The organism is Deltaproteobacteria bacterium (genome assembly GCA_011773515.1).
GTDB lineage: Bacteria > Desulfobacterota > Deferrimicrobia > J040 > J040 > WVXK01.
Genome location: WVXK01000037.1, coordinates 25,150 through 47,233 on the forward strand (window position 1 = coordinate 25,150; position 22,084 = coordinate 47,233).

Below are 22,084 nucleotides of genomic sequence, written 5' to 3' on the forward strand. Positions count from 1 at the left end.
GGTCTACGGGAAAAAGGGCTTCATCAGCGCCCTGCTCCGCCTCTTCGAGGAGTTCGAGGAGGGGATGATATCCGGCAGGGAAGCCGAATCCCTGCTCGGTCGACCCGGTTTCCTGCGCGCCTTCCCGGACCCTTCCAAGATCAGTGACATACTCTCCCTCTACACCGCCTTCCTCGCAGCCGTCGAAAGGGCGGGCTTTGCGACCAGGACCCACGTGGTGCGCCTGGCATCGGAGGGTTTCGAGGTGCCCGGCTACCCATTCCGGGTTAAGCTCTACGGGTTTTACGATTTCACCCGGATACAGTGGTTGCTGGTGCAGAAACTCATCGACTCGGGCCTCATGGAGGCGGTGTACTTCCCCCTCCCCACGGCCCCGGGCAGGGCGGGGACGATGGTGATCGATGACTTCAAGACCCTCGCGGAGGTCGTGCCGGAAGGGTACCGTTACGGGGAGAGCACGCTCTGGAAGCTCCTTCGCCGTTTCGACGGCAACGTCACGCTCCTTGGCCACGAACAAAGTGCGGAAAAATCGGCCCGGCGCGTGCGGGACGCCCTCTTTCGCATCGAGTTTTCCGGGAAAAAGGAGGGGCTGCCCTTTATGCTGATCAGCGCGCCCCACGGACCGGGAGAGGTGCGGGCCGTTGCGCGCCTGATCAGGAAGGAGATTAGGGAAAAAGGGAAAGAGGGAAAAATCGGCCTGATCTACCGGCAACTCGACGAGACAGCCCTGCCGGACATAGAGAGGGTTCTCGATGAATTCGACATTCCCTGCCTCATCGCCCGCGCAGGCCCCCTCATTCGAGCGGCGCCGGTGAGAACGCTCGTCGGCCTGATCAAGCTTCCCCTCCGGGACTATCAACGGAGAGAGACGGTCGACATGCTCACCTCCCCCTCTTTCGACGTGGCGAAACTCCATCCGGGAAGCGAGAGGCACTCCCCCCTCTGGGACCACCTGACGAAAAAAATCGGCATATCCCAGGGGAACGACTGGGGGCACAAACTGCAGCGTTTTATTGCTAAATCCAGAATATTGGCAAAAAATGACATTTTAGACGCTTTCGATGATCATGATGACGCGGATACTCCGTCCCGCGCCCATCCTGCCACGGGGAGAGAGGTCGCCGGCGCGGAGGCACTGGCTGGCTGCTTCACCGCCTTGCGGGAGCTGACGGTACCGCTCCTTTCGTGCGGCTCATACGCTGCCCTGGCAGAGAGCGCCCTCTATCTTCTCAGGCGCTGCATCGTGATAACCGGGGAGGAGGACGTCTTCGGGCTGAACGAGCGGGCGGTAAAAAGGGCAGCGGCGATCCTCACGACCTTCGGCGAGCTCGACTGGAGGGGGGTTGCCTTCCCCGGTCCCCGCAGCGCCATAGAGCTGCTCGAAACGATATTTTCCGAGGAGAGGATGCCCCACCACGGCATCGGATCGTCACGGGCGGGGGCCGGCGTCGTCGCGGGAGACATCATGGGCCTGCGGGGGGTCACCTTCGACCGCATTTACCTGCTCGGCGTCAACGAAGGGGTATGGCCCCGGGCCAAAAAAGATGTGTCCCTCCTGAAGGATGCGGAGAGGGAGGTGTTCATCTCCGAGCTCTCGGAGCCGGACCTGCCCCCCGCGCTTTCCAGGACGCGGGAAAACGTTCCCGAGGAAAAGCTCCTTTTCTGCCTTCCCTTCATCATGGGCAGCGGCATCGGGGGCGTATCCTTCCTCAGGTCGGACATGTCGGGCGCAAAACGCGCCCCCTCCCCCTTCCTCATGGACCTTGCCTTCAGGTTCCGGGGGCCCGACATCTTCTTCGGGGGGCTGGGCGGGGAGACGGCGGGCAGCGCGTTTCACGAGTTCCCCCGGCAGCTGAAGGTCCGCCTGAGCGCACCCGGAGATCCCTCCCCGCGGGAGGCGCTCATCGCCTCCCTGATGAGCGGGAAGGCATCCGTCTTTCCCCCCGTACTGTCGGACCCGGCGAGGCGGACTCTGCTGCGGGCGACGGAAACCGTTTCGCGGTGGCAGCGGGGGGAAGGTCTCGCCCCGGACCCCGCAAGCATCGCGGGGCTGAGGATACCGGAGGGCAGGCTGAACCACACCTTTCTCGAGAGCTACATACAATGCCCCTACAAGACCTTCCTGCGCTACGGGCTCAAGCTGGAGCCGCTCCCCGAGCCGGAAGAGATTTTTTCCCTCGGTCGCCTGGAAATGGGCCTCATCGCCCACCGGGCACTCTATATCCTCCACAGGGAGGTCCCGGAAGATTCCCGGCCCGCCGCGGTGGAGGACGCGGTAAAACGGGCCCTCTCCCAGTACGGACGAGACAACCCCCTTGGCCTCAGGGGGCTTGCCGCCATCGCCGTCAAGAGCCTCTCGAAGACCATCAGCGCCTACCTCGCCTGGGAGAAGGAGCACCTGGGGGACCTGGCACCCGAGCTGTTCGAGGTCACCTTCGGCTTTAAAGAGGGGCACCACGTCTCCATCGACGTTTCGGGCGAGCAGGTGCACATCTCGGGAAAGATAGACCGGATAGACAGGAGCGGCGATACCATACGGGTCCTCGACTACAAGCTGTCCTCCGGCAACCGGTACGCCCCGCTGGAAGAGAAGATCTCCCTTGCCCTGCTGAACCAGATTCCCCTCTACGCGATCGCGGCGAGAAAGATCCTGGCCGACAGGGGGACGGAGGTCCGGACCGTCACCGGGGGATACATCGCCCTGAAGAGGGACGGAAAGAAGGGCTACCTCATAGCGACCCTGCTCGACCGGGAGGGCGAGATGTGCTCCCGCTGGGAGCAGTCCCTCTCCCTGCTCTTTGAAGGCCTGAAAAGCAGGATGTTTCCCCCCATGGCCCACCACCTTTTCAAGATGGCGCGATGGCGGGACCGTTACTGTGACCATTGCGATTACGCAGACATCTGCCGGGTGTCGCCGGCAACCTCGGGAAACGACGCGGTGGCCCTCTCCCTGAGGGAGCGGTTCTCGCGCCTCTTTCCCGTACTTCACTGGCACGTGGAAAACAGGGAGCCGTCGTGACGAAGAGAGAGCATCTTGCAGCGCTCCTTCGGGAGGGGAGAAACCTCGCCCTCGACGCGGGCGCCGGATCGGGGAAGACCACGGCTCTGGTCAACACCGTCACCTCGATCTTTTTCACCGACGACCGCGTCAGGCCGGAGGAGGTTCTTTTGCTCACCTTCACCGAAAAAGCGGCTGCGGAGATGCGTGAGCGCCTCTACCTCCTCTGGCAGTCCCTGTACGCCAAGCTCCGCACGGGGCACCATCGCAGGGGGGAGGAGATCCTGACCGGGTACCACGGGGAGATCGTCATGTCCGAAGAGCTCTCTCGCTCCCGGGAAAAGCTCATGGAGAGGCTCGCCCACATGAACGAATACTACGGGAGGCTCGGCGTGTCGACCCTCCACTCCTTCTGCCTCTCCCTGCTCAGAGAGCACACCGTCGAGGCGGGATGCGATCCCGATTTCGAGGTGATCGACACCTTCGAGACACACCGGGCCTTCGAGGACGCATTTATGGAGTTTCTGCACCGGGAGTTCGAGGACGACCCCATCGACGGGCGGTGGAACAGCTTCTTCGACCACTTCGGCGGCCCGGAGCCGGGGAGGCAGTTCCTCTGGGATTTTTTCCGGGAAATGTGCCTGAACACCAGAGACCTCTTCTTTCTCTTCCGGGACAGGAAGAGCATGATGCAAGAGACGGATCTTGCCCCCTACTTCGCCGACTTCCAGGTCCCCTATTTTTTGAAGCTCCGGGAATACCTCCTTTCATCCTCCCCCCGGGAGAAGGACATCGCCCTTGCCTTCGAGCGCCTGGGCGCCCTGAACGACGAGATGCTCTCGTGCCTTACGTCGGGTGCTCTCCCCGACGCATCCACCATCGAGTCCTTCACCCGGGTCATCACCTCGATAAACGGCAACCGGCTGCGCTCCCGCCAGGACTTCCCCCTGAACAGCCAGGAGTTCACCCACCGGGTCCTCACCGGGGCCACCATCACGACCGAGACCATCCGCTGCAGTCTCCCGAAGCTGCGGGATAAGATCGCCGGGTGCACCGGGACGCTCACCCGCCTGCAGGCGGGGGTCATGATCGGAGGGCTCCTCATGGAAAAGACGGACGCCCTCCTTGCGCTCTTCAACAGAAACAAGGGGGGGAACATGGACTTCCTGGACCTGCTGATACGCGCAGCGGGGCTGGTCTCACGGTCCAAGGGGGTCCGAAACCACCTGAAACGCAGATACCGGTACCTCTTCATCGACGAGTTCCAGGATACCGACCCCGTGCAGGCATACCTGTGCTCCTTCATCTGTGAGAAGGAGGGCGGCTTTGCACGGACCCTCGGCGAGGTCGACCTGGAGCCGGGCAAGCTCTTCATCGTCGGCGACCCGCGTCAGTCCATCTACCGCTTCAGGAGGGCGGACCCGAAGATGCACTTCTCCATGATCGACCTGATAGCAAAGAGCGGCGGCACGCGGAAATCGCTCTCGGCAAACTACAGGAGCACCCCCGCCCTCGTTCGCTTTTACAACGGCTTCTTCCCGGGGGTTTTCGAAGGGGGCCCGGACCACTCCTTCCCCTACGGCCCCCCCCTCGAAGCGGGCCGAAGCGCGGTGGGCCCCTCCCCCGCTGTCTGCTACTACACCCTGGGGGCAGACGGGGACAGGGAAGGCTTCATCGCCTCCCTGCTGAAGGGCATAAAGCAATCAGGCATCGAGGTTTCCGGGGGAGACGAGAGAAGGCCCGTGGCATGGAGAGACATGACGATCCTCTACGTGGGTGATTTCGGGAAGCGTGTCCTGGCACCCCTCCGGGAAACGCTGAACCGGGCGGGCATCCCCCTGCTCATGCCCTCTTTGAAAGGATTCTACGAGCGCCAGGAGGTGAAGGACCTGCTCTTTCTCCTCGAGGCTATCTGCGACCCCGCCAACAGGACCGCCCTCTACGGTGCCCTGAAATCGACCATCTTCGGCTTCACCGACTCGCAGCTGGCAGGGCACTTCTCCGGGGACACGACGAGCGCTCCCGAACTGGCGGAAGCGCTCGCCATGGTCGACCGCTGGTCCGCGCTGCGCGACACCGTGGGCGTTCACGAGCTCCTCTCGGCGGTAGTCGCCGATTGCGGGTACGAGTATTCCGCCCTGCTCATGCCCGACGGGCAGCGAATATTCTTCAACGTGGAAAAGCTCCTCCTCGTGGCCAGGGAGTTCGACCAGAAATACTCCTCCTCCCTCCGCGATTTCACGGGGTTTCTCCGGCAGCAGATCCGGGTTGCCGCAGAAGAGGGGGAGATACCCTACTTCGAGGAGGGCGAGGATGCCGTTCGGATCATGAGCGTCCACTCCGCAAAGGGGCTCGAGTTTCCCGTGGTCATCTACTACCTCACGGGGGAGTTCTCCGGCACGGTCGGGGGGCCGATCCTCTACGACAGGGTCGGAGAGCGGTTCGGCTTCACCCGTCACAACTTCTCGACCCCTTCCTGCTACCACATGGTGGAGGACCGTATCGAGGAGGGGGGGGGGACGCGGACGGAGCGGATCCCCTTTCTCGCCCTCGAGGGCCGCAGGTCCGCATCGGAAGCCCTCCGCCTCTCGTACGTGGCCATGACGAGGGCGAGGGACCTTCTCCTCGTCGTCTCCCACCCCCCCGCTTCGGGGAAGATGAAGAAAAACGTCATCGCCGAAAAGCTCGACGCCTACCTCGCCCCGTACCCCCCGGCTCCATCCTCCTGCCCCTTCACCGCCACCCGGGGGGAAACCAGGAGCATCGAGGAGGGGGCGAGCGTCTTCTCGTGCCATATCGGCACGGGAAGGGGAAGGGACGGGGCCGCTGCAACGAGGCCAGGAAAGAGGGATGTGCCCGAGATTTTCGAGACGAAAGAAGCGGTGGATGCACCGATCCTGTCGAAAAGAGCCGAGGCGGTCGTCCGTGAGGAGGAGGGGTTCGGGTTTGGCAATGCGGTCCACAGGATACTGGAGGTGGCGCCGCCCTTTTACCCGGGCCTCTTCGAGGACGCCATCCGCCTCTCCCGCCTCTTCTTCAAAAAAGACGCGGAGAGGGAGCGGTTCCTCGGCATCGTGGAAAAGATCAAAGAGAGCCCTCTTGTCGCACGGTTCGCCGGCTGGGAGTCCATCGGAACCGAGGTCCCGATCGTTGCGCCGAAGGGTAGGGGAATCGTGCGGGAAGCGGCAGACCTGGTGCTGGCTCGTGAGGGCCGGCTCCTGGTCATCGACTATAAAACGGGTGGCAGGAGCCCGCAGAAGGACGCGCAGGCGATAGATCAGCTGGCGGGCTACGTTACCGCAATTGCCGAATCAACGGGAATGGCGGTTTCGGGAATCACCTGGTACCTCGAGGAAGACGCGTGGATCGAAGTTCCCCCACCGGACAGCAGTGGCGGTAGCGTAAAATAACCCGCGCTTTCGTTTTCGGGTGAGAATAAGGATGCCCCACCGGGGCAATCGGTGATCATCACTCCGGGTCTTCGTACTTCCTGATCGCCTCCGAACCTTCCCTGATCTTTTCGAGGACAAAAGACTTGAGCTTCTCCCTGAACTCCTCGGGGATCTCATCGATGCGCGCTTCCCGCGCCACGATCCTGGTCGTGTCGTAGGTCCTGAGAAAATGCAGGCACTCGTCGCACAGATCGATGTGACCCTCCAGCTCCCCGGACAGCACGGGGTCCATGCTTCCGTCCAGGTAGTCTGCGAGAAGGCTTATCAGTTCACGGCAGTTCATAGGCTCACAATTCTCCCGCCTTCAAGTATTGGTCCAGGCGCTCCCTCAGAAAGAGCCGTGCCCTGTGCAGGCGAGATTTCACGGCAGGTATGCTCAAACCGAGAATGTTCGCCGTCTCTTCGTTCGAGAGGCCTTCCACATCGCTCAGCACGAGAACCACCCGGTACTTATCGGAGAGCTCGGCAATGAACTTCCTGAGCACCTCCCCGAGCTCCCTGTTCAAAACGCGGCGCTCAACCTCCCGGGACCAGTCCCCGATCTCGCTCGCATGTCGTCCTTCCTCGGTAAACACGGGCATGAAATCCTCTATCGAAACGGCATCGGTCCTCTTCCGGTTCCTCAGGCGCATCAGGCAGGCGTTCACGCAGATGCGGTAGACCCACGAAAAGAAGGCCGAATCTCCCTTGAAAGAATCTATTTTCTGGTACACGGTCATGAACACGTCCTGGGTGATTTCCTCCGCGTCTCCCTCGTTGCGCAGTATGGATATGGCGAGGTTGTATATCCTCCCCTGGTACTTGTCGATCAGGTCCATGACGGCCTGCTCGTCCCGGCTCTTGAGGCCCTCTATGATCCGGTCGTCTTCCTGCAAGACCCGTTCTTTCATCAACTACCTCATTTGATTAACAACAAGACTCTGCAGATTCTCATTATCCCACATTTCTACTCTACCGTTACGCTCTTCGCAAGGTTCCGTGGCTGGTCAACGTCGGTACCCTTGATGACGGCCATGTGATAGGCAAGCAGCTGAAGGGGGACGACGTTTACGATGGGGAGGTGGAATTTCCGGCAGGGAGGTATGAGAATCACATCCTCGACCCTCTTCTCTATTTCCTCGTTCCCCTCCGTGGCAACGGCAATGACACGCCCACCCCTCGCCAGAACCTCCTCCACGTTCGCCATGACCTTCTCGTAGGTGGGATCGGTAGGCGCGAGAACGACGACGGGCATGTTCTCATCGATGAGCGCTATCGGGCCGTGTTTCATTTCCCCGGCCGGATAGCCCTCGGCGTGGATGTATGAAATCTCCTTGAGCTTCAGGGCTCCCTCGAGGGCAATGGGATAGTTTATCCCCCTGCCCAGGTAGAGAAAGTCCCGCGCATCCTTGTACTTCATCGCGATCTCGTAGAAGTGGCGGTCCTGCTTCAGCAAGCCGTCGATGACAAGCGGCAGCCTCCTGAGCTCGCGTGCATGATCCACCACGTCCTCCCCGCTCATTACTCCCCGGTGGAACCCGAGGTAGAGGGCCATGAGGTAGAGCGAGACCAGCTGCGTGGTGAAGGCTTTCGTCGAGGCGACGCCGATTTCGGGGCCGGCGTGGGTGTAAAAAACGCCGTCCGACTCCCTCGCTATCGTCGACCCTACGACGTTGCAAATAGCGATGGCGCTCGCACCCTTGGACCTGGCCTCTCTCAGTGCCGCGATGGTGTCGGCCGTCTCCCCCGACTGTGAGATGGGGATGCAGAGGGAGCGGTCGTTCACGATCGGGTCCCGGTACCGGAACTCCGAGCCGAGATCGACCTCGACGGGCACCCGCGCAAGCTCCTCGATCAGGAACTTCCCCACAAGCCCGGCATGCCACGACGTCCCGCAGGCGACGATGAAGATCTTCTCCACCTCCCCCAGCCGCTCCTCCGAGACGGGCAGCCCATCTATCGCGATCCTCCCCGATGCAAAGTCTACCCTCCCGGCGAGCGTGTCGAGTATGGCCCGGGGCTGCTCGAAGATCTCCTTCTGCATGAAGTGCTTGTATCCCTCCTTCTCCGCCATGGCTGCGGACCATTCGATATAGACCTGCTCTTTCTCCACCCTCTTTCCCGAAAAGTCGGTAACCTCAAGCCCGTCGGGTGTAAACACGACCATCTCCCCGTCATCGAGGAACATGGCGTCCCGCGTGTAGGGCAAAAGGGGAGGGATGTCGGATGAGAGAAACATCTCCCCGGCCCCAACCCCCACGACGAGGGGGCAGTTCAGCCGCACGCCGACGATGGTGCCGGGCTCTTTTTTCGAAATCGCAGCGAAGGCGAATGACCCCTTCAGGACCTTCAGTGTCTCCCGTACCGACTCGACGAGGCTCGCCCCCGCCTCGTGCAGGAAGTTCACATGCTGGGTGATCACCTCCGTGTCGGTCTCGGAAAGGAAGGTTGCCCCCTTCCCTTCGAGTTCCGTCCGGAGGGCGGAGTAATTTTCGATGATCCCGTTGTGGACGACCGCTACGTTCTCCGTTGCGTGGGGATGGGAGTTCACGTCGGAGGGCTTGCCGTGCGTCGCCCACCGCGTGTGGCCGATGCCGCAGCTGCCCGTGATGTCCTCGGAGAACACCACCTTCTCGAGGTTGATGATCTTCCCCTCCTTCTTCCTCACGTGAAGGTCGCCGGAACCGGAGATCAGCGCCAGCCCGGCCGAGTCATACCCCCGGTACTCGAGACGTCTCAGCCCGTCGAGGAGGATGGGCACGCAATCCCTGGTTCCCGAGTAGCCGATAATTCCGCACATGGATTACCCTCTTTTTTTCTTCTCTCTCTTCGGGATCTCGAGGCCCGCTTTCTTTATCAGCTCGGGCTTCTTCCTGATAACCCAGTTCGCTATGTTCTGCTGCTTCGCCCTCGACAGGGCCAGGGCGAAGGGAGGGACGTCATCGGTGACGGTGGCTCCCGCGCCGATAACGGCACCCCTGCCTATTTTCACGGGCGCAACCAACTGGGTGTCGCTGCCGACGAAGACCCCGTCCCCGATCACCGTTTCATGTTTCGCAATCCCATCGTAGTTGCACGTGATCGTACCGGCGCCGATGTTCACCTGCGCTCCCACCGTCGAATCTCCCACGTAGGCCAGGTGGTTTGCCTTCGAGCCCTTTCCGATCCTCGATTTCTTTACTTCCACGAAGTTCCCGATGCGGGCACCCTCCATGAGGACGGATTCCGGCCGCAGGTGGGCAAACGGACCGACCCTCGCCCCCTTCCCCACAACGGCCTGTATCACCACGGAGTAGGGGAGTATCTCGGCGGCCTCCCTGATGTCGCTCCCCTCTATGTAAACGCCCGTACCCAGCCGTACGTTCTTTCCTATCCTCGTGGCACCCCGTATCACCACACCCGGCTCGATCACCGTGTCGGCCCCGACCTTCACATCGGGCCCGACATAGGAGTTGTAGGGGTCCTCGATCGTCACGCCACCCCGCATCAGGCTCTCGGCTACCCGGAGGGTGACAACCCCCGCGGCAAAAGCCAGCTCCTCCCGGGAGTTGATCCCGACGATTTCGTCCGAATCGGGAACGAGGTACCCGGAAACCTTCTCCCCCGCGAAGAACGCCCGGTACACGAGGTCGGTGAGTAAGTACTCCTTCTGGACGTTTTCGGGTACGAGCGACTCTATGTTCTCGAGCAAAAACTTCCTGCTGAAGACGTAGCTTCCCGAGTTGATCTCGTTTATCGACCTCTCTTCGGCGCTGGCGTCCTTTTCCTCCACGATTCTGGCGATCGCTCCCGACGGCTCCCGGATCACCCTCCCGTACCCCGACGGGTCTTCGAGAAGCCCCGTTAAGACCGTCACGGCGGCCTTTTCCCTGCGGTGAAGCCTGACAAGCTTTTTCAGGGTATCGGCCCGAACCAGGGGGGCATCGCCGCAGAGGACGAGAACGTCCCTGTCGCTCTTTTTGATATCCCGTATCGCGGCACGGACCGCATCGCCCGTGCCGAGCTGTTTCTCCTGCAGGGCATAGGTCACGCCCCTCCCCGCGATCTTGCCTTCCACGATCTCCCTGCCGTACCCCACCACCACGACCACCTCTTTCGCCCCCGCTTTTTTGACCTCGTCGACGACGTAGTTGACCATCGCCTTCCCGAGAATCTCGTGGGCTACCTTCGGAAGGGCGGACTTCATTCTCGTCCCCGAGCCCGCGGCAAGGATGACGGCTTGGCATTTTTTCATAAAAAATGTCCCCCGGTGCTGTAAAATTTGCTAAAAATACTACAGAAACACATATTACAAATTTTTTCGGCAAAGGTGAAGGAGAAATGAACCCACAGGTAGAACTCGCGAGCCTGGAGATACAGATCGAGGAGCTGAGGAAGAAATACGACCTCTTCTTCCAGGGGATTTTGCGCGTCGAGCCGGCCAAGGAGCGCAAGGAGCTGGAGACGAGGCTGAGAAGGCTGGGGCAGAGAAGCATCCCCAACACATCAGACCAGTTCAAGTTCAACGCCCTGCAGGCCCGTTTCCACAGCTACCAGAACATGTGGACCAGGATCGTTTCCGGGATCGAAGAGGGGCGGATCGAGCGCGACGCGGGAGGACGGGTGGCCTTCCAGTCCCAGGGCCCCGTCGAGGAAGAGAACATGAGCCAGGCCTACCTCGACTTCCTCAGCGCCAAGAAAGAGCTCAACCAGGACTGCGACGGTATCGATTTCTCCGCATTCAGGGAAAAGCTTCTCAGCAGGGCAATGGACATCTCGGAAAAGCAGGGATGCAGAAAGGTCGAGTTCCGGGTGGTCGTCGAAGAGGGCAAGGCCAAGATAAAAGCCCTGAAAAAGTAACCCGCCGCACCTGATCTGTCGATCCGGTGGCCGTTTTTATCCCGAGGCCTGCAGCCTTACCAGCGCCCTCCGTAACTTTGCCTCTAATTTGACGTAGAGCTCATCGCCGAGAGAGAGGCCTTCGAGGCCCTTTTCGGCCCTCTCCAGGGCCCGCCTCGCACGCTCCACGTCGATCTCCCTCCCGAACTCAGCCGTCCGTGCGAGAATGACCACCTTGTTTTCGAGCACCTCGGCGAAGCCGCCGGACACGGCGAGCTGCGTCTCATCCGTGCCGGAGCGGTACCTGAGAATGCCGATGTCGAGCAGGGCCAGGAAGGGGGTGTGCTCGGGAAGGACCCCGAACTCTCCGAGATGCCCGGGAGCGATCACCTCGTCCACGTCCTCGGATAAAAGCAGCCTCTCCGGTGTCACTATTTCGAGCCTGATGCGCTCTTCCATGCCGTTACTCTTCCTCGAGGAGCTTTTTGCCCTTCTCTACTGCCTCCTCGATCGTACCCACCATGTAGAAGGCCTGCTCGGGAAGGTCGTCGTGCTTCCCCTCCACGATCTCTTCGAACCCCTTGATGGTATCCTCGAGCTTCACGTATTTTCCGGGCTGCCCGGTAAAGGCCTCGGCAACGAAAAAGGGCTGCGAGAGAAACCGCTGTATCTTCCTCGCCCGGGAAACGATCAGCCGGTCATCCTCCGAGAGCTCATCCATTCCCAGAATCGCAATGATGTCCTGGAGGTCCTTGTAGCGCTGGAGAATCCTCTGGACCGAACGGGCAACACGGTAGTGATCCTCGCCGATGACGCCCGGATCCATGACCCGCGACGTGGAGTCGAGGGGGTCCACGGCGGGGTAAATGCCAAGCTCCGCTATCTGCCGCGAAAGCACGGTCGTCGCATCCAGGTGTGAGAAGGTCGTCGCCGGCGCGGGGTCCGTCAGGTCGTCCGCGGGGACGTAAATCGCCTGCACGGAGGTGATGGACCCCTTGTTCGTGGAGGTAATGCGCTCCTGCAACTCGCCCAGGTCCGTTGAGAGGGTGGGCTGGTAACCGACGGCCGAGGGGATCCTGCCGAGAAGCGCCGAAACCTCGGAGCCGGCCTGGGTAAACCTGAAGATGTTGTCGATGAAGAGGAGGACATCCTGCCCCTCCTCGTCCCTGAAGTATTCCGCGGCAGTGAGGGCAGTCAGGCCGACCCGCGCCCTGGCGCCCGGCGGCTCGTTCATCTGCCCGTAGATGAGAACGGCCTTGCTCAGGACCTTCGACTCCTTCATCTCGATCCAGAGGTCGTTCCCTTCCCGCGTGCGCTCACCGACGCCGCCGAAGACGGAGAACCCGCCGTGCTCGATGGCGATGTTGTGGATCAGCTCCATGATGATGACCGTCTTTCCGACGCCCGCTCCCCCGAAGAGCCCGACCTTTCCGCCCTTCTGATAGGGCTCGAGAAGGTCCACCACCTTGATGCCCGTTTCGAGAATCTCCACCTTCGTCGACTGCTCCTCGAAGGAGGGCGCATCACGGTGTATGGGGTAGCGCTTCTCGGAGACGATCTCGCCGAGCTCGTCCACCGGATCGCCGACCACGTTCATGATCCTCCCGAGGGTTTCGGGACCCACGGGAACCGTTATCGGCCCGCCCGTGTCCCGTGCCTCGATGCCCCGGACAAGGCCCTCCGTTGAGTCCATAGCGATACAGCGCACGACGTTGTTCCCCAGGTGCTGGGCGACCTCCACCACGAGGTTCCACTCCTTGTCGCTGATGCTGGGATTGGTCAGGTGTACGCCGTTGAACAGAGCGGGCAGCTTCCCCGGCTCGAAGGCAACGTCCACGACAGGCCCGATGACCTGGACGACTCTTCCTATGTTCATAATCCACTTCCTCCTGCTGCAGTTTTCCCTCCCCTGGGGAGGTGTGTACCCGATGGTTCTATCCGTGCTCGATCGCCTCTTTGCCGCCGATGATCTCCATCAGCTCCTTCGTGATAGAGGCCTGCCTTGCCCTGTTCATCTGCAGGGTAAGCTTATCGATCATTTCGCTCGCATTGTTCGTTGCCGCGTCCATGGCCGTCATCCTCGCACCGTGCTCGCCCGCCGCCGATTCGAGAAGGTAGCGGAAAATCTGGGTCGCCACGTAGCGCGGAAGGAGCGTCGCGAGGATCTCGTCCTTTCCCGGCTCGAAGATGAACTCCACGGGAAACTCATCCTCCTTCCTCTCCACTTCTATGGGAAGCAGCTTCTCCACCGTCACTCTCTGGGATATGACCGACCTGAACTCGTTGAAATAGACGATGAGCTCGTCTATCTCCCCGCGGAGAAAGTCATCCGTCACCTCCCGCGAGAGCTCTTCCGCCACGGCAAAGGTCACGTTCGCCAGGACGTTCAGGTAATCCTTCTTTATGTTTTTCCGCCGCCTCCTGAAGAACTCGCTCGCCTTCCTTCCCACCGTGTAGATGCCCACCTCTTCGAAGCTGCCTTCCTCCCGCTGGAGGTGGGTGTAGAGCTCCTTTATGACGCTGCTGTTGAAGCTTCCGCACAGGCCCCTGTCGGACGTGATGATGAGCACCCCCTGTTTCTGCACATCCCGTGGCGAAAGGAGAGGGTGGGCGGTCACGTCCACCCTGTAGGCAAGGTCGAAGACGGCTTCCCTTATCTTGAAGGCGTAGGGCCGAGCCGCCATGATGGCGTCCTGGGCCCGGCGCAGACGCGCCGCGGATACCATCTTCATCGCTTTCGTTATCTGCTGCGTGTTCTTAACGGATGTGATCCGCTTTCTTATTGCCCGAAGTGATGACATCTCCTGGGTCCGGCTCCTGCTTAAGCCTGAAATATGCCCCTGAACTCTTCAAGGGCGCTCTCGATTTTTGTCCGAAGATCGTCGGCTATCTCCTTCTTCTCGCGCAGCTCGTCGAATATATCCTGGTGCTTCGTCTCCATGAACGCGTACAGCTCCTCCTCATACCGCGGCAGCAGGGACAGGTCGTATTCGTCGACATACCCGTTCGTCCCCGCAAAGATAATGAGGGTCTGCCGCTCAACGGGGAAGGGTTCGTACTGGGCCTGCTTCAGCAGTTCGGTGAGCCGCGACCCCCGGGCCAGCTGCATCTGCGTGGCGCGGTCCAGGTCGGCACCGAACTGGGCGAATGCCGCCATCTCCCTGTACTGGGCAAGGTCCAGCCGCAACCTCCCCGCCACCTGCTTCATTGCCCTGATCTGGGCGTTGCCTCCCACCCGCGAAACCGACAGGCCCACGTTGACGGCGGGACGAATGCCCGCGTAGAAGAGGTCCGTCTCGAGGTAGATCTGGCCGTCGGTGATGGATATGACGTTCGTGGGAATGTAGGCAGACACGTCTCCCGCCTGGGTTTCGATGATCGGCAGGGCCGTGAGGGACCCGCCTCCCTCTTCATCGCTCATCTTCGCCGCCCGCTCGAGCAGCCGCGAGTGGAGGTAGAAGACGTCACCGGGAAACGCCTCCCGGCCGGGAGGCCGCCGGAGAAGGAGGGACAGCTGCCGGTAGGACACGGCATGTTTCGAAAGGTCGTCGTATATGCAGAGAGCGTGCTTGCCGTTATCGCGCAGGTGCTCCCCCATGGTGCAGCCGGAATAGGGGGCGATGAACTGCAGGGGCGCCGGCTCGCTTGCCGTTGAGGACACGATGATCGTGTAGTCCATTGCGCCGAACTGCCGGAGCTTGTCCACCACCTGCGCGACGGTGGACCGCTTCTGCCCGATAGCAACGTAAATGCAGATGACATCCTGCCCTTTCTGGTTGATGATCGTATCGATGGCTATCGCCGTCTTCCCCGTCTGCCGGTCGCCGATGATCAGCTCCCGCTGCCCCCGGCCGATGGGGATCATCGAGTCGATGGCTTTGATGCCGGTCTGAAGGGGCTCTTTCACGGGCTGTCTCCTGACGATGCCCGGCGCTTTCAGCTCCACCCTTCTCGACTCCGTCGCCTCGATCGGCCCCTTGCCGTCAATCGGCATGCCCAGAGGGTCCACGACGCGGCCCACGAGCGCGTCGCCCACGGGGACCTCGACGATCCTTCCCGTGCGCCTGACCAGGTCCCCCTCTTTGATGTGGAAGTCCTCGCCCAGTATGGCAGAGCCGACGTTGTCCTCCTCGAGGTTGAGCACCATGCCCATGATGTCACCGGGGAACTGGAGCAGCTCTCCGGCCATGGCGTTTTCCAGGCCGTATATCCGCGCGATACCGTCGCCCACGGAGAGAACGATACCGGTTTCCGCGACGTCGATCTCCTTCTCAAACCCCTTGATCTGTTTTTTCAGGATTTCCGTAATTTCTTCTGCCCTGATACTCATGATTCTCTACCGCCCCTTTTTTAGATTTTCTCCAAGCTTGTGAATCTGGTTCTTCACGCTCCCGTCGTAGACCGTCGAGCCGGCCTTGATGATCATACCCCCGATGATTGCGGGCTCCACCATCTCTTCCAGCACGATTTTCTTCCCCATCTTTTCGGAGAGAACCTGCAGGATCCCATCCCGCTCCGTCTCGCTGAGGGGCTTCGGGACCGTCACCGCTACGCGCTCTATTCCTTCGAGCTCCTCCACCAGCGCCTTGAATCCGTCGAGAATCTGCCTTATGAAAGGTATCCGCTTCTTCTCGAAGACGAGACGGAGAAATCGGTTGGTTGCCTCCCTGTAGTTCTTTCTCCCGAGGAGCGCGTCGAGGACGTCCCGCTTTTCCCGCGCATTGAACACGGAGGACTCGATGGCGTCCTTCACCTCCCTGTTTTCATCCAGGGTATCGCAAAAATCCTGGATCTCCTCGAGAAGCTCCCGGTAGGTCCCCTCCTCCATCCCTATTTCGAAAATGGCCTTCGCGTACCTCTTCGCCACCGCGCTGATAATCACTCCTGCGCTCCTTTAATCTTTTCCAGGTTCTCCTTGATAAACTTTTTCTGGTCCTCTTCCGTTATCGTCTTGGACACGATCTCCTCGGCCGACTTGATGGAAAGCTCCGCCGCTTCCTTTCTCAGCTCCTCCCGGGCCTTCTTCACCGCCTGCTCCGCCGCCACCGTCGCCTGCTCCCGTATCCGCTCTATCTCGTCCTTGGTGAGCGACTTTATTTTCTCGAACTCTCCCTCGGCCTCCTTTTCCATGCCCCTGTTCAGCTCTTCCACCTCCTTGTCGAGATGGGCAAGCTTATCTTCAACCTGCGCGAGCTTCTCCCTCGCCTCCTTGTTTGCCCGCTCCGCCTCTTCCATCGCCTTGATGAGAATCTCCCGCCTGTCCTTCAGGAAGTTCGAAATCGGCTTCCGGAGGAAATAGACGAGAATCCCCACGAGTATCCCGAAGTTCAGGGCCTGCTTTACGATGTTGGCCCAGGGCAGGCCCCCCTGCCCCGGCTCGGCCGCCGTCGCGAGCCCGGTGGAAACGAGTGCCGCCAGGACAAACAAAAAATACAGGAGCGCCCTCACGCGATACTCCTTCCGAGGATCTTCTCGACGATCGCCCTGGCTATGGCCTGGGACTCTTCGCGCAGGATCTCAAGGGCCGCATCGCTTTCCGCCCCTATCTTCTCCTTGACCTCCTCGACGCTCCTTTCGGCTTCCGACCGTGCCTCCCCGATCAGCTGCCGTTCGGACCTCGCCACCTCTTCTATTCTCGCCCGCTTCCGGGTGATCGCCTCCTGGTTCGCCGCCTTCAGCCGTGCCTCGTAATCGGACGCCTTGTTTTCGGCATCCCGGAGCATCTCCCTGGCCTGCTCCATGGGGACGGTGGTCCTGTTCTCCCTCTCCTCGAACGTGCGCAGCACGGGCTTTATGAGAAACTTCCCCGCCAGATATGAGAGGGAGATGACGAGGGCCATCTGGAGGAAAACGAAGCTGTTTATCTCCAGAACTTCCAGTATTTTAGAAATCATCTCCACGGAAAAGATCTCCTTGTTATTCGGGAAATTTTCAGGAGATAGAGCAAAACAAAACGCAAAATCGTTATCACATAACCCTGTTTTTTGTCAAGAACTAATTTCGTGTCTGCGGAACCACACGGTGATAGAGGAACGATTATAACACTGAATGCGCAGAAGGCAACCGCTTTCCCTCGAACCTTACCGGCCTGCTCCCGGCTGCGTGCTGCCTACCCCCTCACCCATCTGCCGTCTCTGTCGTCTCCATCTCCTCCGTTGCCAGCACCGACCCTTCCCGCACCGGCGCGAGCCTTTCTCCACCCGTCACGACATTCCCATCGATGCTCACGCCCTCCTCCACGACCAGGGTCTGTGCGGTCATGTCTCCCACGACGGCACAGGGGGCTTTCAGCTCGAGCCGCCCCTCGGCCTTGATATCCCCGTTGACCTTCCCCCGTATGATCGCATCCCGGGTCGCAATGGAGGCATCGAGGACGCCCGTCTCACCGATGATCAGGGTGCCATCGCACTTGAGCTCACCCTTCACCGAACCATCGATTCTCACGACACCCTTGAAGGAAAACTTTCCCTCAAAGTAGGTCCCCTCGCCGATGAACGCGTCGATATCGAGGTCCGGCAGATGGTTCTCCATGTTTCTCCTCTCCTTTCTCTTGATCATGAATAGGTCTCCTCATTCCCCTTTGATCTTGGTTACGATGCCGTCGAGCTGATCCATGCTCGCATAGTGTATCTCGATCACGCCCCTTCTGATCGTTCCTCGCATCTTGACCCGCGCACCGAGCCTCTTTTGCAGCTCCACGAGCAGCTCCCTCACCTCGACAGGCAAAATATTTTCTTTGTTTTTCAACCCCTTTTTTCTGTTTCTCATAATGCTTCTCGATAAGACCTCCGCCTGGCGCACCGAGAGGCTTCTCGCCACGATCTTTCTGTACGCCTCCTGCATGAGCGGCTCCGGAGAGACCGTGAGGATCGCTTTCGCATGGCCCATGGAAATCTTCTCCTCCACGATGCCCTCGCGAATCTTAAGGGGCAGCTTCAGCAGCCGGAGGTAGTTTGCCACCGTGGGCCGCTCCTTCCCCACCTTCGCGGCAATCTCCTCCTGGGAGAGCCCGAAGTCGCTCCCGAGCGTGGCGAACGCCTCCGCCACCTCCATCGGGTTCAGGTCCTCCCTCTGCACGTTCTCTATGATGGCCATCTCCAGCGCTTCCCCTTCCGTGATGTTTCTCACCACCGCAGGGATCGTCTCCAGCCCCGCCTCCCTTGCCGCCCTGAGCCGCCGCTCCCCCGCTACGAGCTCATACCCCGCAGCGACCTTTCTTATGAGTATCGGCTGAATGACCCCCTTCTCTTTAATGGAGTGCACGAGCTCCGCGAGCGTCCCCGGCTTGAAGTTCTTTCTCGGCTGGTTCGGGTTCTGCCGTATCTGGGCGAGCGGGATCATGTCATACTCACGCCTTCCCTCCTGAGCCCTCGGGATAAGGGCTTCCAGCCCCTTCCCCAACACCTTTTTCTTCATACCATCTCTCCTTGTCCCCATCGTTCCATCAGTTCCTGCGCAAAATCAATGTATTTCACGGCCCCCTTCGACGAATAGGCATACATGAGCACGGGCTTGCCGAAGCTCGGGCTTTCGCTGATCCTCACGTTCCGGGGGATCACCGTCCGAAAGACCATATCGCCCAGATGGCCCCGGATCTCCTCCTCCACCTGATGGGCCAGGTTGTTTCTGACGTCGAACATGGTCAGCAGAATCCCCTCGATGTCGAGGGAGGGGTTCAACGAGTCCCTGATCATCTCGACAGTCCGCATGAGCCTGCCCAGCCCCTCCATGGCCAGGTATTCGCACTGCAGGGGGACGATGATCGAATCGGAAGCGGTCAGGGCGTTCACCGTCAAAAGCCCCAGCGACGGCGGACAATCGATGATGATCGGGTCGAAATCGAGGGAGAACTCGTAGATGGATCGACGGAACCTGCTCTCCCTCCTGTCGACGTTGACCAGCTCGATCTCCGCTCCCGCCAGGTCGGGCCCCGCGGGAACCAGCGAGAGGTTCGGGAAGCGGGTTTCGATAATCAGGCTTTTCAGCGGCTTCGCTTCGATCAGGGCAAAATAGACGTTGTGGGAGACGTGCGCCTCTTCGGGGATACCGAGGTGGGACGAGGAGTTTGCCTGGGGGTCCATATCGATGAGGAGCACCCGCCTCTCCATCACGGCGAGCGAGGCGGCGAGGTTGACCGCGGTGGTCGTCTTGCCCACACCGCCCTTCTGGTTCGCCACGCTGATAACCCGCATCCGTTTCCTCCACGACTTAATCGCTTTTAACACACCTTGGCCCGCTCGTAAAGCGTTAATGTTCCACGTGGAACGTGAAACCATTTTTTATCGCAAAACAACACGTTACGGGGCATGGAGGTTGAGAAGCACGGAAAGCGGCCCCCTTCACCCCCTTTTAAAGAGGCACATCTTCCGTTCGCCGAAGCCGCCGGGGAGCGTGTAGGAAACCGCCCTGTCGAAAACGATCCCCTTATAGGACGCGCCCTCTCCCCTGCCCCCCATGATGATCAGGGTCCCTTGCTCGGAGAGGAAGTGTTTACCCAGCGACGCGATGCGCTCCGGCGCGGCCGTTGCCCGCGAGGTTATGCGGGCGAACGGGCCGAGGGCGCCGGCGTCGGCCTTTTTGAGGGCCCCCTCGAAAAAAACCACATTTTCGGCCCCGGTGATCTTTCTTATCCTTTTTAAAAAAGCTATCTTGCGGAATCTCGCTTCAGCGAGCGTAAAGGATGCATCCGGGCACAAAAGCGCCATCACCATACCGGGAAACCCGGCTCCCGAGCCGATGTCGAGAACCCGATCCCCCGGTTCGATGAGGGACGATGGGTAGGTCGCATCGACGAAGAGCTTCACCGCGGCCTCGTCGGGGTCGTTGATCGCCGTGAGGTTGATTTTCTCGTTCCAGCGGAAGAGCTCCTCCATGTAGAGGGAAAATTTCCTTGCAGTGCGGGGGGATAGGGATACGCCCGCCTCCCCGAAGTAGCGTCGTACCAGTCCTTCGTAATCCATCATCCGATGCCGGCGGAGATTTTTTTCAGCCCCACCAGGAGGATCGTCACGGCAGCGGGCGTTACCCCCTGTATCCTCAAGGCCTGTCCCACCGAGGCGGGCCGCACCCTTTCCAGCTTCTCCTTCACCTCCCGGGAAAGCCCGGGGAGGGCGGCATAATCGAAGGTCTCGGGTATCTTCAGCGACTCCATCTTCCTGAATTTCTTCACTTCCGCCATCTGCCTCTTGATGTAGCCGTCGTACTTGACCTGAAGCTCCACCTGGGCCAGGACCGAAGCGTCGAAGCCCGCCATCTGGGGATCAGAGGAGGCCGCCATCCAGGCGGTAACCTCCGGCCTCTTCAAAACGGTCTGCAGGTCCGTACCCTGCCTCACGGGGGGATAGCCCATCCCCGCAAGCGCCCGTGACAGGGGATGTTCCTCGCCTATCCGGGTCTTTCTCAGATAGTCGAGAAGGGCGGAAACATCCCGTTTCTTGCGGGAAAACCTCTCGTAGCGATCCCCGGCGACGAGGCCCGCGGCATGCCCGATCTCGGTGAGCCGCAGGTCTGCGTTGTCTTCCCGCAACAGAAGCCGGTGCTCCGCCCGGGAGGTGAACATCCGGTAGGGTTCCGTCACGCCCTTGGTCACCAGGTCATCGATGAGGACCCCGATATAGGCCTGAGACCGGTCGAGCACCACCGGGTCTTTTCCCTGAACCCGCAGCGCTGCGTTGACGCCCGCGATCAGGCCCTGGGCCGCCGCCTCCTCGTAGCCCGACGTCCCGTTGATCTGTCCCGCGTGGTAGAGGTTGTCCACGATCTTTGTCTCCAGGGAGTGCTTCAGCTGCACGGGATCCGCGAAGTCGTACTCGATTGCGTAGCCGGGGCGCATGATCTCCACCCCCTCGAGCCCCGGTATCGAACGCAGCATCCGGACCTGAATGTCGGTGGGAAGGCTCGTCGTTACCCCGCTCGGATAGTACTCCGCCGTCCTCAGGCCCTCGGGCTCGAGAAAAACCTGGTGCCGCTCCTTGTCGGCAAAGCGCACGACCTTGTCCTCTATCGAGGGGCAGTACCGCGGCCCGATTCCCCGTATCACACCCGTATAGAGGGGGGACCGGTCGAGCCCGCTCCGAATGATCTCGTGGGTCCTTTCGTTCGTGTAGGTGATGTAACAGGGGACCTGGGGCCGGTCGACCTTTTCCGTTTCGAAGGAAAAGGGGATGGGGTCCGGGTCGCCCCACTGGGGTGTCATGCGGGTAAAATCGATGGTCTTGCCGTCCAGGCGCGGCGTCGTCCCCGTCTTCAGCCGGCCTACCTCAAATCCCGCGGCTCTCAGGGAATCGGACAGCTTGACGGCGGGAAAGTCCCCCGCCCTCCCCGCGGGGAAGTTCACGAGTCCGATGTGCACGAGCCCTTTCAGGAAGGTCCCGGTGGAAATAACCACCGTCCTGCCCAGGTACCGGATGCCTATGTTGGTGTCAACCCCGACCACGGCGTTTCCCGACACCACGAGGGAGTCCACCATCGCCTGCTTCACGTCGAGCCCCTCCTGCCCCTCGAGCGCCCGTTTCATCCTCAGCCGGTAGAGCTGCTTGTCTGCCTGGGCGCGCGAGGAGCGCACCGCCGGGCCCTTGCTGGTGTTCAGCTGCCGGTACTGAATGCCCGTCCTGTCGATGTTCTTCCCCATTTCGCCGCCCAGCGCGTCCACCTCGCGAACGAGGTGGCCCTTCGCAAGCCCGCCTATCGCCGGATTGCAGGACATCAGGCCGATCGCGTCGAGGTTTATGGTCAACAGCAGGACCCCGGCACCCATCCGTGACGCCGCCAGGGCCGCCTCGCACCCCGCGTGGCCGCCGCCTACGACGATCACGTCATATTCCTTCGGATACAGGTA

The 22,084-nt window shown here is 60.8% G+C and carries 19 protein-coding genes (1 of these 19 cut by a window edge); 3 read left to right on the forward strand and 16 right to left on the reverse strand.

Going from position 1 to position 22,084, the window contains the following annotated elements:
• Positions 1-3,019, forward strand: the 3' portion of a protein-coding gene (locus GTN70_03905; protein NIO16133.1) for a hypothetical protein. The gene continues 302 nt to the left of window position 1, outside the view; 3,019 of the gene's 3,321 nt are visible here — the last part of the coding sequence; its start codon lies off the left edge, out of view; it ends in the stop codon at positions 3,017-3,019.
• Positions 3,016-6,408 (forward strand): UvrD-helicase domain-containing protein, encoded by a 3,393-nt coding sequence (locus GTN70_03910; protein NIO16134.1) that lies wholly within the window; start codon positions 3,016-3,018, stop codon positions 6,406-6,408. Before GTN70_03905 ends, GTN70_03910 begins: the two co-directional genes overlap by 4 nt.
• 58 nt (positions 6,409-6,466) lie before the next feature.
• Here GTN70_03910 and GTN70_03915 read toward each other — a convergent pair whose 3' ends face one another.
• Genes GTN70_03915 through glmU form a run of 4 tightly spaced genes read right to left on the reverse strand, consistent with a single transcriptional unit; the run spans position 6,467 to position 10,663 of the window.
• Positions 6,467-6,733 carry a hypothetical protein gene (locus GTN70_03915; protein NIO16135.1) on the reverse strand — a complete coding sequence of 89 codons (267 nt, stop codon included), beginning with the start codon at positions 6,731-6,733 and terminating at the stop codon, positions 6,467-6,469.
• Between the two features lie 4 nt (positions 6,734-6,737).
• Entirely contained in the window at positions 6,738-7,340 is a 603-nt protein-coding gene (locus GTN70_03920; protein ID NIO16136.1) for a sigma-70 family RNA polymerase sigma factor, read from the reverse strand.
• Positions 7,341-7,396: 56 nt separating this feature from the next.
• Positions 7,397-9,229: a glutamine--fructose-6-phosphate transaminase (isomerizing) gene (gene glmS / locus GTN70_03925; GenBank protein ID NIO16137.1), complete on the reverse strand. Its 1,833-nt coding sequence runs from the start codon at positions 9,227-9,229 to the stop codon at positions 7,397-7,399.
• 3 nt (positions 9,230-9,232) lie between these two features.
• The gene (gene glmU / locus GTN70_03930) at positions 9,233-10,663 is read right to left on the reverse strand and encodes a UDP-N-acetylglucosamine diphosphorylase/glucosamine-1-phosphate N-acetyltransferase (GenBank protein NIO16138.1); all 1,431 of its coding nucleotides are present in this window, start codon (positions 10,661-10,663) and stop codon (positions 9,233-9,235) included.
• Between the two features lie 86 nt (positions 10,664-10,749).
• Between glmU and GTN70_03935 the strand changes: the two genes are divergently transcribed.
• A complete protein-coding gene (locus GTN70_03935; protein ID NIO16139.1) occupies positions 10,750-11,268 on the forward strand; it encodes a hypothetical protein in 519 nt (172 codons plus the stop codon).
• A gap of 36 nt (positions 11,269-11,304) precedes the next feature.
• Here GTN70_03935 and GTN70_03940 read toward each other — a convergent pair whose 3' ends face one another.
• The 12 genes from GTN70_03940 to mnmG form a co-directional block, all read right to left on the reverse strand.
• A complete protein-coding gene (locus GTN70_03940; GenBank protein ID NIO16140.1) occupies positions 11,305-11,706 on the reverse strand; it encodes a F0F1 ATP synthase subunit epsilon in 402 nt (133 codons plus the stop codon).
• Positions 11,707-11,710: 4 nt separating this feature from the next.
• Positions 11,711-13,123, reverse strand: coding sequence for a F0F1 ATP synthase subunit beta (atpD, locus tag GTN70_03945; protein ID NIO16141.1), 1,413 nt, complete (start codon positions 13,121-13,123; stop codon positions 11,711-11,713).
• A gap of 58 nt (positions 13,124-13,181) precedes the next feature.
• Positions 13,182-14,048 (reverse strand): ATP synthase F1 subunit gamma, encoded by an 867-nt coding sequence (atpG, locus tag GTN70_03950; protein NIO16142.1) that lies wholly within the window; start codon positions 14,046-14,048, stop codon positions 13,182-13,184.
• 20 nt (positions 14,049-14,068) lie between these two features.
• On the reverse strand, positions 14,069-15,577 hold the full coding sequence (locus tag GTN70_03955; protein NIO16143.1) for a F0F1 ATP synthase subunit alpha: 1,509 nt from the start codon (positions 15,575-15,577) through the stop codon (positions 14,069-14,071).
• A 6-nt stretch (positions 15,578-15,583) separates the two neighbouring features.
• The gene (gene atpH, locus GTN70_03960; GenBank protein NIO16144.1) at positions 15,584-16,129 is read right to left on the reverse strand and encodes an ATP synthase F1 subunit delta; all 546 of its coding nucleotides are present in this window, start codon (positions 16,127-16,129) and stop codon (positions 15,584-15,586) included.
• Positions 16,126-16,695 carry a hypothetical protein gene (locus GTN70_03965; GenBank protein ID NIO16145.1) on the reverse strand — a complete coding sequence of 190 codons (570 nt, stop codon included), beginning with the start codon at positions 16,693-16,695 and terminating at the stop codon, positions 16,126-16,128. Before GTN70_03965 ends, atpH begins: the two co-directional genes overlap by 4 nt.
• The gene (locus GTN70_03970; GenBank protein ID NIO16146.1) at positions 16,692-17,147 is read right to left on the reverse strand and encodes a hypothetical protein; all 456 of its coding nucleotides are present in this window, start codon (positions 17,145-17,147) and stop codon (positions 16,692-16,694) included. The genes GTN70_03965 and GTN70_03970 overlap by 4 nt, the downstream gene beginning before the upstream one ends.
• A 217-nt stretch (positions 17,148-17,364) precedes the next feature.
• The gene (locus GTN70_03975; protein NIO16147.1) at positions 17,365-17,805 is read right to left on the reverse strand and encodes a polymer-forming cytoskeletal protein; all 441 of its coding nucleotides are present in this window, start codon (positions 17,803-17,805) and stop codon (positions 17,365-17,367) included.
• Between the two features lie 12 nt (positions 17,806-17,817).
• Positions 17,818-18,663: a ParB/RepB/Spo0J family partition protein gene (locus GTN70_03980; GenBank protein ID NIO16148.1), complete on the reverse strand. Its 846-nt coding sequence runs from the start codon at positions 18,661-18,663 to the stop codon at positions 17,818-17,820.
• Entirely contained in the window at positions 18,660-19,439 is a 780-nt protein-coding gene (locus GTN70_03985; protein ID NIO16149.1) for an AAA family ATPase, read from the reverse strand. Before GTN70_03985 ends, GTN70_03980 begins: the two co-directional genes overlap by 4 nt.
• Before the next feature lie 147 nt (positions 19,440-19,586).
• Positions 19,587-20,207 (reverse strand): 16S rRNA (guanine(527)-N(7))-methyltransferase RsmG, encoded by a 621-nt coding sequence (rsmG, locus tag GTN70_03990; protein NIO16150.1) that lies wholly within the window; start codon positions 20,205-20,207, stop codon positions 19,587-19,589.
• Positions 20,207-22,081, reverse strand: a complete 1,875-nt coding sequence (mnmG, locus tag GTN70_03995) for a tRNA uridine-5-carboxymethylaminomethyl(34) synthesis enzyme MnmG (GenBank protein ID NIO16151.1) — start codon at positions 22,079-22,081, stop codon at positions 20,207-20,209. Before mnmG ends, rsmG begins: the two co-directional genes overlap by 1 nt.
• Between the last annotated feature and the right edge of the window lie 3 nt (positions 22,082-22,084).